General features: G+C 46.0%; 13 protein-coding genes. 3 read left to right on the forward strand and 10 right to left on the reverse strand.

Going from position 1 to position 16,944, the window contains the following annotated elements; all coding sequences use genetic code 11:
* The first annotated feature begins 79 nt into the window (after nucleotides 1-79).
* On the forward strand, nucleotides 80-2,956 hold the full coding sequence (gene leuS, locus LZG72_RS09305) for a leucine--tRNA ligase (protein ID WP_233870677.1): 2,877 nt from the start codon (nucleotides 80-82) through the stop codon (nucleotides 2,954-2,956).
* A 68-nt stretch (nucleotides 2,957-3,024) separates the two neighbouring features.
* On the opposite strand, the gene LZG72_RS09310 is transcribed toward leuS, so the two are convergent.
* Nucleotides 3,025-3,405, reverse strand: coding sequence for a T9SS type A sorting domain-containing protein (locus tag LZG72_RS09310; protein WP_233870680.1), 381 nt, complete (start codon nucleotides 3,403-3,405; stop codon nucleotides 3,025-3,027).
* A gap of 57 nt (nucleotides 3,406-3,462) precedes the next feature.
* The gene (locus LZG72_RS09315; protein WP_233870683.1) at nucleotides 3,463-3,840 is read right to left on the reverse strand and encodes a T9SS type A sorting domain-containing protein; all 378 of its coding nucleotides are present in this window, start codon (nucleotides 3,838-3,840) and stop codon (nucleotides 3,463-3,465) included.
* A gap of 159 nt (nucleotides 3,841-3,999) precedes the next feature.
* Here LZG72_RS09315 and LZG72_RS09320 point away from each other — a divergent pair, with 159 nt between their 5' ends.
* A complete protein-coding gene (locus LZG72_RS09320; RefSeq protein WP_233870686.1) occupies nucleotides 4,000-4,806 on the forward strand; it encodes a glycoside hydrolase family 25 protein in 807 nt (268 codons plus the stop codon).
* 60 nt (nucleotides 4,807-4,866) lie between these two features.
* Nucleotides 4,867-5,289 carry a hypothetical protein gene (locus LZG72_RS09325; RefSeq protein WP_233870689.1) on the forward strand — a complete coding sequence of 141 codons (423 nt, stop codon included), beginning with the start codon at nucleotides 4,867-4,869 and terminating at the stop codon, nucleotides 5,287-5,289.
* Between the two features lie 7 nt (nucleotides 5,290-5,296).
* Here the strand turns inward: LZG72_RS09325 and LZG72_RS09330 are convergent, their stop codons facing one another.
* The 8 genes from LZG72_RS09330 to LZG72_RS09365 form a co-directional block, all read right to left on the reverse strand.
* On the reverse strand, nucleotides 5,297-6,340 hold the full coding sequence (locus LZG72_RS09330; protein WP_409017687.1) for an agmatine/peptidylarginine deiminase: 1,044 nt from the start codon (nucleotides 6,338-6,340) through the stop codon (nucleotides 5,297-5,299).
* A 150-nt stretch (nucleotides 6,341-6,490) separates the two neighbouring features.
* Nucleotides 6,491-7,084, reverse strand: coding sequence for a hypothetical protein (locus LZG72_RS09335; RefSeq protein WP_233870691.1), 594 nt, complete (start codon nucleotides 7,082-7,084; stop codon nucleotides 6,491-6,493).
* A gap of 23 nt (nucleotides 7,085-7,107) precedes the next feature.
* The gene (locus LZG72_RS09340; protein ID WP_233870693.1) at nucleotides 7,108-8,202 is read right to left on the reverse strand and encodes a hypothetical protein; all 1,095 of its coding nucleotides are present in this window, start codon (nucleotides 8,200-8,202) and stop codon (nucleotides 7,108-7,110) included.
* A gap of 439 nt (nucleotides 8,203-8,641) precedes the next feature.
* Nucleotides 8,642-9,832 (reverse strand): histidinol-phosphate transaminase, encoded by a 1,191-nt coding sequence (locus tag LZG72_RS09345; protein ID WP_233870695.1) that lies wholly within the window; start codon nucleotides 9,830-9,832, stop codon nucleotides 8,642-8,644.
* 121 nt (nucleotides 9,833-9,953) lie between these two features.
* Nucleotides 9,954-10,526, reverse strand: a complete 573-nt coding sequence (locus LZG72_RS09350; protein WP_233870697.1) for a hypothetical protein — start codon at nucleotides 10,524-10,526, stop codon at nucleotides 9,954-9,956.
* Between the two features lie 33 nt (nucleotides 10,527-10,559).
* Nucleotides 10,560-12,038 (reverse strand): SusD/RagB family nutrient-binding outer membrane lipoprotein, encoded by a 1,479-nt coding sequence (locus LZG72_RS09355; protein ID WP_233870699.1) that lies wholly within the window; start codon nucleotides 12,036-12,038, stop codon nucleotides 10,560-10,562.
* 38 nt (nucleotides 12,039-12,076) lie between these two features.
* The gene (locus LZG72_RS09360; RefSeq protein WP_233870701.1) at nucleotides 12,077-15,235 is read right to left on the reverse strand and encodes a SusC/RagA family TonB-linked outer membrane protein; all 3,159 of its coding nucleotides are present in this window, start codon (nucleotides 15,233-15,235) and stop codon (nucleotides 12,077-12,079) included.
* 771 nt (nucleotides 15,236-16,006) lie between these two features.
* Nucleotides 16,007-16,918: a carbon-nitrogen hydrolase gene (locus tag LZG72_RS09365; protein ID WP_255700993.1), complete on the reverse strand. Its 912-nt coding sequence runs from the start codon at nucleotides 16,916-16,918 to the stop codon at nucleotides 16,007-16,009.
* Nucleotides 16,919-16,944 lie beyond the last annotated feature (26 nt).

Genomic DNA, 16,944 nt, shown 5'->3' on the forward strand with positions numbered 1-16,944 from the left:
GATTTGTAAACCGTCAGTCCGCAACGAACAGGACATTATCAACGGCTAAGCGCCGGAACGCATTTAAATTAACAACGATATGGGTGAATATAGTCATCGGGAAATAGAAAAGAAGTGGCAGGATTACTGGCAGCAGCAAGGCACATTTCGGGTTTCAAATGAGTCGGAGCTTCCCAAATATTATGTTTTGGATATGTTTCCGTATCCGTCGGGCGCCGGTTTGCATGTGGGGCACCCGCTGGGTTACATTGCCTCGGACATTTATTCGAGATACAAAAGATTGAAAGGGTTTAATGTGCTGCACCCGATGGGTTTCGACAGCTTTGGTCTTCCGGCCGAGCAATATGCGATACAGACCGGCCAGCACCCGGCGGTGACTACGGAGCAGAACATCACGCGCTATATCGAGCAGTTGAAAAACCTGGGTTTGAGCTACGACTGGTCCCGCGAAGTGCGGACGTCAGATCCAAACTATTATAAATGGACGCAGTGGATTTTTACCGAGCTTTTCAACAGCTGGTACAACCACGACTCCGACAAAGCGGAATCCATTGAAACGCTGACCGAAAAGTTTAGCAAGCAGGGAAATAAAGCGATAAATGCGCCTCATGACGAGGATACCCCGGCCTTCACCGCCGAAGAATGGAATTCCTGGACGGAAGAGCAGCAATATAAAATGACCTTGAAATACCGGCTTACCTACGTTGCCGACGCAACAGTAAACTGGTGCCCGGGCCTTGGGTCGGTTTTATCGAATGACGAGGTAAAAGACGGAGTTTCGGAGCGGGGGGGATTTCCTGTGATCCAAAAACTGATGCGCCAGTGGATGATGCGCATTACCGCCTACGCGCAACGGTTACTCGACGGGCTGGACTCGGTAGAGTGGACGGATTCCTTAAAAGAACAGCAACGCAACTGGATCGGAAGATCGGTGGGGGCATTGGTAAAGTTTGATATTTGGGAAGGTGATGTAAAAAGTGAAGATGTGAAAAGTGAGATGGGTGCACTACTCACTTCTCACATTTTACCTTTTACTAAGTCCTCAATCGAAGTCTTCACAACCCGGGTCGATACGATTTATGGGGTGACATTCATGGTACTCGCACCGGAGCATGAACTTGTGGATATCATTACTACGGCAGAACAGCGCGGGGATATCGATGCTTACATTTCAATGACACAGAAAAAATCGGAACGTGACCGCATGTCCGACGTGAAAACGGTGTCGGGTGCATTTACCGGAGCATACGCTATTAATCCTTTCGATGGCACCAAAATACCCGTTTACATTGCGGACTATGTGCTGGCAGGTTACGGAACGGGCGCAGTGATGGCGGTGCCCTCGGGCGATCAGCGCGACTGGAACTTCGCGAAGCATTTCGATCTTCCCATTATCCCCATCCTGGACTCGCAAAAGGGTACGGAAACGCAGGCGGATTCGACGAAGGAAGGTAAATACATCAATTCGGGTATCATTAACGGATTGACGTTTCACGAAGCCAATAAAGTGCTGATCAACTTTTTGGAAGAAAAAGGGATTGGAAAAGGTAAGATCAATTATCGTTTGCGCGACGCGGTTTTCAGCCGTCAGCGCTACTGGGGAGAACCTGTTCCTGTTTACTATAAAAATGACAGTTCAGGTCAGCCCGTACCCTACCTGTTGGATCTGAATGAGTTGCCATTGAACCTGCCCGAAGTAGACAAATATTTGCCGACCGAAAACGGAGAGCCGCCATTAGGCCGCGCTCAGGATTGGGCTCATGGCTCGGGGAATGGACATGAGCTGAGCACGATGCCAGGCTGGGCTGGCAGCAGCTGGTACTGGTACCGGTATATGGACCCGCAGAACCAAAACGAATTTGCGTCGAAAGAAGCAATCGGCTACTGGCGTGATGTGGATCTGTACATCGGCGGCACCGAACATGCCACGGGGCATTTGTTATACAGCCGGTTTTGGAACAAATTCATGAAGGATCGTGGCTACGTTCCGGAGGAAGAGCCGTTCAAAAAGCTAATCAATCAGGGAATGATCCAGGGGCGCAGTAATTTTGTGTACCGGGTCAAAGGCGATGATTATAACAAACCGGTATTTGTAAGTGCAGGTTTGAGATCAGAATATGAAGTTTCGGCTTTGCATGTGGATGTGAACATCGTTGAAAACGATGTACTGGATGTTGAAAAATTCAAAGCAACCCGACTTGACATCGCCGGGTCCGAAGCAACGTTTATCCTCGAAGACGGAAAATACATTTGTGGGGTTGAGGTAGAGAAAATGTCGAAATCCAAGTTCAATGTGGTCAATCCGGATGACATTGTTGCGAAATACGGTGCGGACACATTGCGCCTCTACGAAATGTTTCTCGGGCCGCTGGATCAGGCAAAACCGTGGAATACAAATGGTATCGACGGAACTTATAAATTCCTTCGTAAAGTTTGGCGGTTATTCTATAATGACCTGGGTCAATGGGTGGTGAAAGACGTTCCGGCAAAACCGGAGGAACTGCGGATTTTACATAAAACCATTAAAAAGATCGAAGAAGACATTGAAAACTTCTCGTTCAATACTGCTGTAAGTGCATTTATGATTTGTGTGAATGAGCTGAGTAGTCTTAAATGCCAGAGTAAAGACATTTTAAAAGAGCTCGTCGTATTGCTTTCACCGTATGCCCCGCACATTTCCGAAGAATTATGGAGTGCATTGGGAAATGAGGAAGGAATGGTTTCAAAAGCGCCTTTCCCGAAATGGGAATTGCAGTATGTTACCGATTCGGTTTTCGAATATCCGATCCAGATCAATGGAAAAGTGAGGGTAACACTGGCATTTCCGGTGGATAAGCCAGCCTCTGAAATCGAAGCGGAAGTACTTGCCAACGAAACGGTACAGAAATGGATGGAAGGCAAAGCCTTGAAAAAGATGGTGGTGGTTCCCCAACGGATTGTGAACGTCGTGATTTGAGATACCAAATGCCAAAGAAGACCCGGTCGAATCGTCCGGGTCTCTTGGAATCACTGTTAACGTAAGGCTTACTTGATGCTGATCGTGCGTTGTGCAACTTTATCGGTTACACTGAAACTTTTCACTTCTTTACCGCTTTTCGACGTGATCTCAATGCGGTAACTTCCGGCTGGCAGGTCTGATACGTTCAAAGCAGTTCTTAATTTGGTTACTCCTTTTCCAAGTACTTCCCGGTACATCAGCTTACCCGACTGGTCCGTCACTATTACCGCGGTATTTTCATTTGAATACTTGTCTACATTAATGTGGATTTTACCACTTTTCGAGGCGAAGACACCGGTTCCGAAGCTGGCGGTTTTTTTACCTTCCTTGTCGTCCGCAAACGAGTTGAATGCGAATATTGCTGAGAAAGCGACTGCTAATGCGATTGATTTAAGTGAAGTTTTCATGGCTAATGGATCGTTTAAGGTTTGATATGGTAAGTACTGGAGTTGAGTAAGGAAATATTAGTTAAGACTGATTTCGCGCTCGGCTTTTTCGTCTGTCAGGTTAAATCTTTTTACCTCTTTTCCACTTTTGGAAGAAATTTCGATGCGATAGTTTCCTGCCGGCAGATCGGAGACATTTAATGCTGTTCTGCTTTTGCTCACGCCTTTGCCCATCACTTCGCGGTACATGAGTTGACCGGCTCCATTTGTGACAACAATGGCGGTGTTTTCAGAACCATATTTGTCTACATTGATGTGGATCTTACCGCTTTTCGAAGCAAAGATGCCGGTTCCGAAACCTGCCTTTTTTGCTTCTTTGTCGTCAGCAAATGAGTTGAATGCGAATACTGCTGAAAAAGCGACTGCTAATGCGATTGATTTAATGGAAGTTTTCATGGCTAATGGCTATTTAAAGGTGATTGGTTGTTGCTCTCTTTGAACATGACAAACATAAGGTGATACTAGGTACTATGTAATGCATAGTACATGAGTGGTAGTTTCTGAAAGTGAATGGTAATATGCCGAGATAACCGATCTTTCGTATTTTTGTGATCTATGGCAAAGAGGAAAATAAAGGCTTCCAGGAGTAACATTACATACATAAAGCCATTGCCGAAAAAGGCCTGGGTCATCATTGTTGCCGTTTTTTTGGTAGTCGGGGGCATTATTTGGTGGCGCGACTCGAAAGACGAGAACCAATGGGAGTTCATCAGTAAGTTTGGGATCCGGCTGCCATTGAAGTACCCGATCCACGGGATCGACGTTTCACATCACAATGCGAAGATCAACTGGGACAAGCTGGTTAACACGCGCTCAAACAATGTCGGGATCGACTTTGTGTATATAAAAGCAACCGAAGGCGCGACGCATCTCGACCGGCAGTTCAAACGCAACTGGAGTGAGGCGAAAAGAGTGGGAATGAAACGGGGTGCCTATCATTTTTACAACCCAAGGGTCATGTCGGATCGGCAGGTGCAGAATTTCATTGGCCAGGTACGAATGGAACCTGGCGATCTGCCGCCGGTACTCGACCTGGAATCACATGCCGGCAAGCCCGACGATATCATTATCAAAGGTGTAAGAAACTGGCTGGAACAGATCGAGGCGCATTATGGCGTGAAGCCGATCATTTATGTAAATGAGCATTTCTACAAAAAATACATTGCGGGAAACTTCGATGAATACCCGCTCTGGCTGGCCGGCTATTCCCGCAACAACCTGAACGACCTGGCTTCCGATGCCCACGTATTATTTTGGCAACACAGCGAAAAAGGCTGGGCCGACGGGATCAGGGGATTTGTGGATTATAATGTGTTTCTGCACGAAAGGGAAGGCTGGGAAGAATTAAGTCGGGTAGAATAGTTAAGAGTCAGTTACTTATGGTTAATATTAGTGTATCAAAACCTCAACCGGACACTTTCCATGAAAAATTTGTACCTCTTGCTAATTATTATGTTTCTGTCCGGTTGTTCAAATAAGGATGATGTGAAACCGGATATGACGGAATTTCTGGTCGGTTCTTATATTTTGGAATCTTATAACACGATGGGCGAATTAAGAAAGCTTTTGTGGGCTGTTGAGAAAGAATCCGACAATACGGTTAAAATGCACATGACCAGTATCTATACCCCTTTTAAAGGAACCCCGTCAGTTTTTAGCGATACGACTATTTCTGGGATAAAGATCAGCAATGTGAGTGAAATTGAATTTTCTTATACCAACAAATATAATTACTCCGTAGACGTATTGGGAACCATTTATCAGGGACATCTATACGTCAAGAGCGAATACCTCAAATTGGAGGTAAACTATTATGGAACGGAATTTAAATTCAAGAAGCAGTAAGAGCCGCTTAAATCAAAGGCTCCTGCTGGCTCAGGCAATGGAAACTTCCCTGGCCCCAGATAATTTCAGTAGCGAGTAGCGGAATGATCTTTCTTCCGGGAAATGCTTTTTCCAGAATATCAATCGCTATCTGATCATTTGGGTTATTAAACACAGGTACAATTACACCCGCATTACAAATCAGGAAGTTGGCGTAAGACCCCGGTGTACGGAAACCGTCGATCACAACCGCTTTTGGCATGGGCAGTTCAATCACATTCAGCTGTTTTCCATTTACCAGCCGCATGTTGTGAAGCATTTTAAGATTGGTATATAAAATTTCAAAATTCTCATCATTGACATCCGTTTCCACACAGGCTACGACCGTATCTTCATTCACAAAACGCGTGGTATCATCGATATGCCCGTCAGTATCGTCGCCCACTATGCCGCCTTCTACCCAGAGAATCTGCTCAACGCCATAAAAATTGCAAAGCGTTTCTTCGATCTGACTTTGACTTAAATGCGGGTTACGGTTCAGGTTCAAAAGACACGATTTGCTGGTCAGCAAACTTCCGGCCCCATTGAATTCTACCGCCCCGCCCTCCATGATAATTCCCGGCTCGATAATCGGGAGCTTTAAATGTTCCGCAATGGCTCTCGGCGTGCGGTTATCGTCATCATAAGGCGGATACTTTCCACCCCAGGCATTATGCCCCCAGTCCACGATCATTTTCTGGCCGGTTTCCTGGTTAATCACGAAAGAAGGTCCGTGATCGCGGCACCAGGCATCATTTGTTGGTTTTATTACAAATTCAATTTTCGCCAGATCGACATTGATTTTGGTCAGTTCCTGAATCACGAACTGTTTCAGCTTTTCGTCGTTGGCAATAATTCCTACATGCTCGCCCTGACTGATCTGTTTGATAAATTCCAGATACTGCGGACGCATCCTGTCCAGTTTGTCTCCCTGCCATGAAGCCTCATTATGAGGAAACGTGAGCCAGGTAGCCCGGTGTGGAAACCATTCCGGTGGAAATGTAAAGCCCAGATCTTTGGGACTCGCTGAAATGTTATGGTCGGACACGTTGAGGTTTTTAGATGGATGATTGGCCGCAAAGGTCGCAAAGGTTTTCGTAGATGGCAATTTTGGAAAATGGAAAGCAACAAAAAAGCCAAAGCCCCGAAGAACTTTGGCGGAACGATGAGTAAATCGTGAATGCTAATTATTGGCAACCATCACATTGTCTACCAGGTACGTACCATCTTCGGTAGCCAGGTTATATGCCTTGCTCACGGTACGCGCATTCTGTTTGACGGCTCCGATCTTCCAGGAAGACACCAGTCCAGTGGAAGGCTCATAATGGTACAAAATGTCCCTTTTCGATAACCGGCTCATTCGCTTTTTGCCTTTTTTTGTCTGCACCATGTGATGTGGCGTGGCTTCCAGCAGCAATGCAGGAACGATCTGGTGGTTGCTGCTTTCGTGATTTGTATCCGCGGGACGAAGGTAAAATGCTGTCAATGAAAAGTTAGGCTCGTTATACACGTCAATTTGTTTTACCTGGGTAGTTGTGCTTTTGCCATTTTTACACGTTTTCACATGTTCGCCCAGTTTCACATCGGCAATGGGTTTGGTGGTACCATCGGCCATCGTAACCGGTGCATTGCCGGAGAAGAACTTATAGTTTTTCTTTTTCTTGGAAACCTTAATGATCGCTTCCGATTTGATATGTTCTTCCGCATGGTTGTTGGACTGGGCCAGCAGATTTAAGGTAACCAATGAGAGAAAAGAAGTGACTACTAATTTGTGCATAAATCGGTTTATTCAATTAAAAATCAGGCTTTTGACATTTTTACAAATACCTTACTTAAAGCATTCGGCAATGCACCCATTGAAATCAGGATCAGGCCTGCTGTAACCAATGTGGAGGTGTGAGCGAAAAATGAACCCGATGAAAGGATCGCCAGAATCAGTATAGTTGAGAACGGCAAGGAAAAAGCCAGTAGCAAAACAGCCAGTTCCAGGTCAAATGTCCTTTTTTCTTTTGGTAAACCTTTGGCATCTTCTTTCAGATTGAAAGCCGAAATATGCGCCAGCGGCCAGAAACTCGCCGCGCTCAAAGGAATTACAATGGCCAGAAGGATCATTGAATTGTCGTTAATATTCAACACATAAATCATCCCTGCGCTGATCAGCATGGTAATGCCTGCTCTGAAGAACAGTATACTTGCAACGATACGCTTCTTACCTTCCTTTAGTTGCACTGCCAAACCGATGAATAACAATACTAATGGCGTCATCATCGCGCTGGTTTTGTCAAAAAGATCCGTCACAACCGATGGGAGCGTGGCGTAGTTGATCCCGAGGCTCAGCAGAATGATCGCGAGAAAGATCAATACATTTATCGGCTCCTGAAACATGCTGGCGAACAAGCTTTTGAGTTTACCGCCCATTTTCGTTTCCTTATCCTCACTGTTCTTCAGGAACATGTTCATGGCCAGGATGTAGAGTGAGATCAAAACGAAAAACTTGTTACCTACATCAGCCAATGCAGCGATCGCCAGGCTTTTTTCTCCGAGAAACTCGGCAATAAACGGAAAGCATGACAAGCCAGGTGCGAGCGATGGGATCAGCATCATCAATGTCCGGCCGGTGGGGCTGTTTTTGTCAATGCCAAATAATGTAAATGCAAGGGGAGCGGAGAAGAACATTAGAAAGTTAAAGACCAGCGTGACCAACGGAATAATGATCATGGAAGAATCGATATCGATCTTCATCAGAGAAATGAAGATGGTCGATGGTAACGCAACCGATAAAATTATCTCCTTAATCCCATTCGTCTGTTCCTTACTTTTAAACTTCGACTTAAGCAAAAGCCCCAAGCCGATTAATAATAGGAGTGTTATCGTTTTTTGTAATGCGTCATTCATAATCAAAAGCGATTTTGAAATGTCAGTGTTTTAAAAATCGGGGGAGGAGGGACTTGGGTGGTCTGTTATTGTTCGGGGGTTCGGAGTGGTTCGGGATTGTTTTGGAGGTCATTGGTAGTCATTTGGTCATTGGTGGTCATTAGTGGTCATTTGGTCATTGGTAGTCATTTGGTCATTTATTGCTTGTATTGTCAAGTCAGAATTATGTCTCTACTTGACAATACACCACAACACCTAACTATACAAGACAATAAATGACAATCAATGACTATTAATGACAATCAATGACCACTAATGACTATTAATGTCAATCAGTGACAATCAATGACTATTAATGACCACTAATGACTATTAATGTCAATCAGTGACGATCAATGACCACTAATGACAACCAATGACAACATCAAACCAACCCGAACTACACTGAACTACTATTTATCTAGCTCAGCTGCCCCAGTGCACCGACAAATGCCTTCATTTCATCCATTGTACCCAAACTGACGCGGCACCATGGCTTGTTCTGAATGTCGAAGGAGCGGACCTGAACGCCTTTTGCACTCATTTTCGTCAATAATTCTTTTCCTGTGATGCTGATTGGGAACAGTACGAAGTTTGTGTAAGACGGAATGTATTTGTACCCCATTTTGTCCAGGTTTTCGTAGAGATATAGTTTCGCTTCGTGGTTTAGCTTACGGGTATTGCCCTGGAAATCTTTGTCGTCCAAACTTGCAGAAGCTGCGAAAATGGAAGTGTAAGAGATACCCATTCCACCGCGGGTGATTTTATTGATGCTTTCCAGGTAAGATGGAAGTGCGACCATGTAACCAACACGGATACCGGCCATTCCCATGATTTTGGAGAATGTACGTGCAACGATCACATTTTTCTTTTGAGTAAGAAGTGAAACCATGCTCTGGGTATCAGCACCAACAGCTAGCTCAATGTAAGCTTCGTCCACAAAAACAGGTACTTTTTCAGAAACACGTGAGCAGAAATCCAGCAGATCTTGTCCTTTTGTGATTGCGCCGGTAGGGTTGTTTGGATTACAAACGTACACCAGTTTGGTTTCGCTGTCGATCGCAGCTTCCATTGCTTTCAGGTCGTGCGACCAGTCGGCCGTACACGGAACGGGTTTCCAGGTAGCACCTACGGATTTGGCAACCTGTACCAGGGACATATAACAAGGATCGGCCGAAACGATGTTGCCTTTTCCTTTCATAAAAGTAACCAATGCTACTTTTTCCAAAAGGTCCGATGAACCAGGCCCCATCATGATATGGTCTGCAGTTACACCTTCTTTTTTCGCGATCTTGTCGACCAGATCATACATTTCTTTCCATGCATAACGGTTACCATTCTTCACCGACTCCGCCACTGCTTTTTGAGCTGACATCGGTGGTCCGTATGGATTTTCGTTCGCATTAAGTTTCGCTACGATCTTGGGTGCTTTAAAGTCAGCTGGCAGAAAATGTTCCCTCACCATTGGGCTTCGGTAAATGCGATTTTCCGGATCCAAAGACAACGGTGCGTTAGCAAAAGCTCCCATGCTGAGATGCGGAGCCAAAGTCATACCTCCGATTGCCATTAAACCGGATTTAAGTAGATTCCGACGGTCCATTTTTTGGTTCATTGTTATATTGTTTTAGTAATATGTGACGATAACTATATGGTAATTTAAGAAAACTCTGACTAATTTTTAGGTAAAAAGCGATCTGACAAGCTTTTAAATTCGCTGAAATGGAATAATGCAGTTAATTCTTTGTTACTGCCATTTGTGAGGTCCTTGTGAAGGCGATACCCTTGTGCGTGCCCGTCCAGGTCAACTTAATAATGTCGTCTTTTCGCTGAATACGGTTACCAACCAGCCCAAGCGCTTTGTAAGTAGTTTTGATCGTTACAACCCCGTTTCCATCGGAAGTTATGTCGCCAAGTTTGCCGCTCGCTTTAAAAGTTTCAGGTGAAAAAATGAACGTCTGACCGTTGAATTTTAAGGTATCTTTTTTAACCGTCTTCGTCAGGTCGAAAGCGATGGCGATCTTGATGTTGGCAACCGGAATCGAATCAATTCCTTTCGTATGATCCAGGATATTGGTTTTGTCAAGTTCCAGCAGCCGGGATGTCAGTGTGAGCTCCTGTTTCGAACTATCGTAAGCCACGGAAGGTGTACCTGCGAATGGAGCCCCAAATGCAGCGCCTGAAATGTCAACCAGTACCGGTGCCACGTTGTTGTCCAGAAACGGATCTTCCACTTCGCAGGAGGAAATTCCAAGTATAACCGGAGCTAACAGGCTGGCAGTGAGTAAAATTCTTTTTATGTTTTTCATAATCTCATTTCTTAAATGGTTTTGAACAAACGGCTATTTTTCAGCCCACCATAATTTGGTTTTCATGTCGTCACTGGCGCCGTTGAGTGCTTTCCCGGCAGTAACCGCAGCTGCATTCAGTGAGTACTCGGAGGCTGGGTAGTTGAAGCGAGTCGGAAGAATACCGCCGTTATTCAGTACCGCCCGCGGATCAGGCGCGGGGAAAACCGGCAAACCTGTTCTGCGCCATTCCGTCCAGGCTTCAATTCCCTGGCCAAATAATGAGATCCATTTTTGTTCAAGAACTTTCTCTCTCGTTACCGCACCCACTTTTGTCAGATAATCAGCAGGAGGCGTCAGGCCGTATTGTGCGAAAGAGGCCACAATCCCCTCTTCGAAATATGTTTTTGCGACACCGGTAATCTCACCGTCCAATGCAGCTTCTGCGAGGATGAATTTCAATTCCGATAATGTCATGATCACTTCGGGCGCCTCCGGTTTCGTAAATGCACTTCCGATGGTAGAACTGGTCGCGAGGTAGTTGGTTGCAATCGCATCTGGCAGGCCATTCGGATGTCCCTGGTATTTTCCATCCTTGTTTGGGTTTGCGTAAACCGTAATCCGTGTGTCGCCCAATGCATTCATTTTGTCCGCGAGCGTGCTGCTGATGTTCCAGTCCGTCCGCCCGCCCTGGATCAGGATCTGGTTCCATTCGTTGTTACTTGGAAGTACCGCCGTACATTTCAAAGAAGCGTTGTCCGCATTATTAGTGAAAATGGGGAATTTGGCTGCATCGGCAAGTATTTCAGCCATAATCGCTTTTGACTCAGCCGGTTTTTTAGCAGCCTGGCGGTTTGCCAGACGAAGACGCAAGGAGTTGGCGAATTTTTTCCATTTCAAAATGTCGCCCGCATACAGAATATCACCTGCAATGGCAGGTCCACCTACAATCAGCTTTTCGTTTGCGAGTTTCAGGTCGTTCAAAAGTCCCGCGTAAACCACATCCATCGGATCATACTTTGGCGTATAAATCGCAGTGGCCGCAGTTCCCTGAATGGCTTCGGTGTAAGGAATTGCCCCGTACATATCAGTCAGCAACGAAAATACCCATGAGCGCATGACCAGAGCAACGCCTTCATAATTTGCATTTGGAGTAGCAGACTCCGCATTGGTTTGAAGGATAATGCGTTGGAAATTCAGCAGTCCGTCGTTGAAGAAACCTTTCCAGTTATTTGCAAGAAGCGCTGGTGAAACCGTGTAATCGTCACCTTCATTGCTGTAAATGTTTCTTGTCAAATGCTGCACGTACAGTTCGGCTGCATCAATATTAATCCTTTCAAACCTTTCGCGATGTCCCCAGTAGCGGTCAATGGAAGTTTCGATTCCCGTTGGAAGCAGGTACTGCGGCCCGATCGCCGTGGGGCTGTTCGGACTGGTGTTCATTTCATCAAAATCTTTGGTACAGCTGGTTGCAGTAAGAATCCCTGCCAGCGCTGTCATCCAAATGGTTTTATGATTTAATATGTTTTTCATTTCAAAAATCTTTAAAGTCCGTAATTGAGTTGACTGGATCAGAATGACAATGACAGGTTCATACCCACGCTCCGCGAGCTTGGAAGTTCACCGTAGCCAAAACCCTGGCCATTTCCACCTTTTGCATCAATTTCTGGGTCGATGTGAGGCGTGTTTTTAAAGATCATCCACACGTTACGGCCTACTACTGAAAGTTTAGCGGACTGGATCTTGATCCTTTTCAGTACAGAAGGGCTGAAACTGTAGCCAAGTGACAACTCGCGCAGTTTTACATAGCTGGCATCGAAAATGGCCGATTCGTGGTAGTTGCGCGGGTTGCTGTATCCGTAAAGCTGGTTTGCAGTAACGATCAGGTCATTGGGTACGTACGATTTGCTTCCGTCTGCGCCGGTAACCTCACGAACACCTTTCCCGATCACACCTTCTTCACGGCCCAATGCAGTTTCAGCATATTGGCCTGTCCAGCGTGCAGTACCTGTTCCTTCGTCGTAAATGTCCCCGCCGATGCGTGCATCAACCAAAACACTCAGCGAAATACCTTTGTAATTGAATGTGTTCAGCATACCGCCGATCCAGTCAGGCTGAACGTTACCGAGTTTCATTCCCGCAGCAGTCAATGGCAATCCGTTTGAGCCGTAAATTACTTGTCCGTCCGGCGCTTTCTGGAAACCGACCCCGTAGAATGTGCCGTAGGCTTCTCCCACGCGCGCCTCCGAAGACATACCTCTTTGTGTAGCAAGTGTATAGGTTGTCAAGCCTTCTGCCAGCTCAACTACTTTGTTGCGGTTGCGTGCGTAGTTCAAAGAAACATCCCAGCTAAAACCGCCCGGCAGCTTCACCGGCGTTCCCGAGATCGTTACCTCCACTCCTTTGTTTGTGATTTTACCTGCATTCAGGATACGTGTATTGTAACCGCTCGCTTTCGAGATCTCAACCCCCAGGATCTGATCTTTGGTTGTCTGCTCATAATACGTCACGTCCAACCCGATTTTGCCTTTCAGGAATCGAAGATCCGCTCCAAGTTCCAGACCTGTTGTGATCTCGGGCTTCAACGCGCTGTTCGCGATCTGAATGTTTTCCGAAAACTTGGCAACGGAGCCATTCCATGGTGCGCCGGCCAGGAACGTTTGTGCCAGCTGATAAGGTAATGCATCGTTGCCAACCTGAGCATAACTCGCACGGACTTTGCCAAATGAGAGGATATTTCCTTTAATGTCAAGCAGTTCCGTAACCACCGCACTAAGTGAGGCAGAAGGGTAGAAGTAAGAACGCGCATTGGATGGCAATGTGCTCGACCAGTCGTTGCGTGCAGTCAGATCAAGGAAAAGGGCATCTTTCCACGAGAAATTGGCAGTACCGAACAAGCTTTGTGTTTCAGACTCAGTAATGTTACTTTCAATGCTGTTGGCGCTCGCTACCGAGTTGCCTGCATTGTAAAGTCCGTCCACTACGAGTTCGCCTACATAGAAGTAGTTTCTTTTGTAATAATTTTTACGCTGAATGCCGCCTACCTGAACATTCAAGCCAAAATCAGAAGTCAGGTTTTTGTTGTAGGTCAACATAAAATCCGAGTTCGTTTCCTGGCTGCGCAATACTTCTTCTGAGAAACGGCCCGGTGTACGCACGCCATTACGAACACGAAGGAAGTTGGATACGTTGATCCGTGTGTCACTCCATAAGTCTGTTCCCGAACGAACCAGAAGTGTCAGCGAAGGAAGGATTTTATAGGTTAATGCGATGTTGCCCAACAAACGGTCTTTCTCGTTGCTCGAAGGCAATTCTCTTTGAGAAAAATAAGGGTTTGTAAAGAAAGTATGTTGCCAGTTTGGGGGATCGGTATCCGCGCCACGCTGGTTGTGAACGCCAATATAGCTTTCGTAGTCACGCAGCTGGTCCCAAGAAACCGAACGGTGAGACCAGATAAACTCCTGACCGCCCGTATAGCTGCGGTTATCCGAGCCCGATTTGATGTACTCACCTGAAAGCGTCACGCTCAGATTTTTAGTAAGATTATATCCCGAGTTGATGCGGAAGTTGTTGCGATGGAAATCATTGTAATACATGATTCCTTTCTGATCCAGGCGGCTCAATCCCAGACGAAAGAAGCCTTTGTCGTTTCCGCCGTTCAATGCCACGCTGTTGGTGATGGTGCGGCCTGTTTGCCAGTATTCTTCCCAGTTGTTAGGCTGAGGAGTCAGTGGTGCAACATCGTCACCAGTCCACCACTGTCTCACCAGGCGCCCGTCCATCGGAGCTCCCCAGCTTTCGTCGGTACCTTCTGAACCTGCCAGAGGATATCTTGCGTCATATACCGATCTGTACTGAGCGATTTCTTTGGGATCGGAGATGTTGCCGCTCCACCCGTCGTTGTACCAGGTACGGTACCCGTTTCCACCGCCATAGGTATTCTGGAAGTCAGGCTTGATCCAGGGACGTTCGAATGTGATGTTTGAGTTGATGTCGACGCCAAGTCCTTTTGTGCCCTGGCCATTTTTTGTAGTAATCAATATAACCCCGTTTGCTGCACGCGATCCGTAAAGAGCTGCCGCATTTGGTCCTTTCAAAACCGACATTTCTTTAATGTTGTCCGGGTTAACCTCCGATATGCCGCCTCCATATGTTTTGTTCGCGGTTTGCTCCATGGGTACCCCGTCGATGACGATCAGTGGCTGGTTATTTCCCGAAACGGAAGAGGAGCCGCGGATCTGGATGGTGGAGCCACTGCCGGGTCCGCCATTCGATTGGATCCGCACGCCGGCAATTTTACCCGACAATGCGTTTGCCACGTTCGTGGACCGCGACTCGGTTAATGCGCTGCCTTTCACTTCCTGAACCGTGTAGCCCAATGCTTTTTTCTCACGCTGGATACCAAAAGCAGTTACTACAACTTCTGAAAGCTGGCGGGTGTCAGCGTCAAGTTTGATATCAAACTGCGTCTGATTGCCGATCGCAAGTTCTTTGATCAGGAAACCGACATAAGAAATAACGAGCGTTCCATCGTCGGGCACAGTAAAAGTGAATTTTCCGTCCGCATCTGCATTTGTACCGACATTTGTGCCTTTGTAAATAATGGAGGCACCAGCAAGTCCGAGACCATCTTCAGCAGCCGTTACCTTTCCGCTGATCTGCCTGACCTGGGCAAGAACAACCGGAGAGCAAAGGCACACCCATACTAATAAGAGTAGAACTTTACGCATGAGGAACTGGGGTTAAATTGTTGTTAGGTAAGTAATGGGAGTGAGAAAAAGTTATGGCTGTGTGGTGTCCACGTTGCCGTGCGCCGCACACACTTTCGCGTGGACAGAACAACACAGCCATAAGCTTGCAAAACTGCTTTTCCGGAAAGCAATACCCTCTTTAATCGAGGACAAACACGTTGGGTTTGAGTAAAGCAAAAAAGCTAGACGTCAACAATTGCTTGTCCACGATGTTGAGAAAACCAGTATTAAAAAAATTATATTGTGCTGAGTCAGAATGAACCGAAAGGATGAATATCCTTCGCCAGTTTTTTGTGTAATTCCTCTCAACACGGTCAGAAATATTCGAGTGCGGCTAGAATATTTCCTCAGTACAGAAGTTCAGTCATTCGTTTAATGACATCTCAAATATACTGACATTGTGAAAAAATGCAAGAGAATAAATTTAAAAAGTAAATTTATTTGCAATAAAAATTGGTGTATTGATAAGAATGGAAAATGGTATTGGAATAATTTAATAAAAAATTTCAATAATCTCTGTTCAAGGTTTCTCTATCTTACCGGTAGATTATCGATAGCTTTTTTTACATGTAAACGTCTAAAATATAAGTGGTTACAGGTCCAGATGCGGGTAATGGTTGTCAACGATCGGTTACTCGGTAGCCATTTTCTTCATTTACTGAGGTTTAACCGGTATATTATAAAAATAGGGCTGCCATTTGGCAGCCCTATTTTTATCTAACTACGAATAATTATATTTGGTCAAAAAAATCAGTCGATGAATCTTCTGAGAATAGGCTTGTATGAGTCAATCCTCCGGTCCCTCAAAAACGGCCAGGTAGTACGGTAATGATCCAGCTTTTGAAGATCAAGTTCCTGCACGTGCGTCACTTCTTCCTCATGCGGAGCCAGGTAAAGTAACTTTCCATGTGGGTTGGCGACAAACGAACCTCCCCAAAACTGCTGATCAGCCTCGCGCCCAACGCGGTTCACAGACACCACGTAAACGCCATTCGCGACAGCATGGCCGCGCTGTATCGTTTGCCACGCACCATATTGTTCCTCGTTCGTTTCAGGATCTTTTTCATTGGTATCCCATCCGATCGCAGTCGGATAAAAGAGGATTTCGGCACCCATTAAACTGGTAATGCGCGCTGCTTCGGGATACCATTGGTCCCAGCAGATCAGAACACCGATTTTAGCAAACTTTGTTTCGAAAATACGGTACCCGTCTTTTTTACCATCAGTTCCTGGCGAGGCGTCGCCCGGCGAGGCGTCGCCCGGAGTAAAGTAGAATTTTTCGTAATAGCCCGGATCGTCCGGAATATGCATTTTGCGGTATTTACCAAGATAGCTTCCGTCAGCATCGAGGACTGCGGTTGTATTATGATATAACCCGTGCGCCCGTTTTTCGAAAAGCGAGGCAATGATCACCACGCCCAGTTCTTTCGCAACTGCGCTGAGCGAATCGGTGGAAGGTCCGGGTATAGCTTCGGCCAGGCTGAAATTAGCATGGTCTTCAACGTCGCAAAAGTATAGGGATTTGAAAAGTTCCTGCAAGCAAATGATATTCGCGCCTTTCGCAGCTGCTTCACGGATCTTCTCCACTGCTTTTTGAAAATTGGCCTCCACATCACTGGTACAGCTCATTTGTACCAAACCTATATTTACTTTTTTTGTCATGGATGATCGTTTGTAAAATACTTCAA

Origin of the sequence: Dyadobacter sp. CY323 (genome assembly GCF_021390245.1) — a bacterium.
Taxonomy (GTDB): domain Bacteria; phylum Bacteroidota; class Bacteroidia; order Cytophagales; family Spirosomataceae; genus Dyadobacter.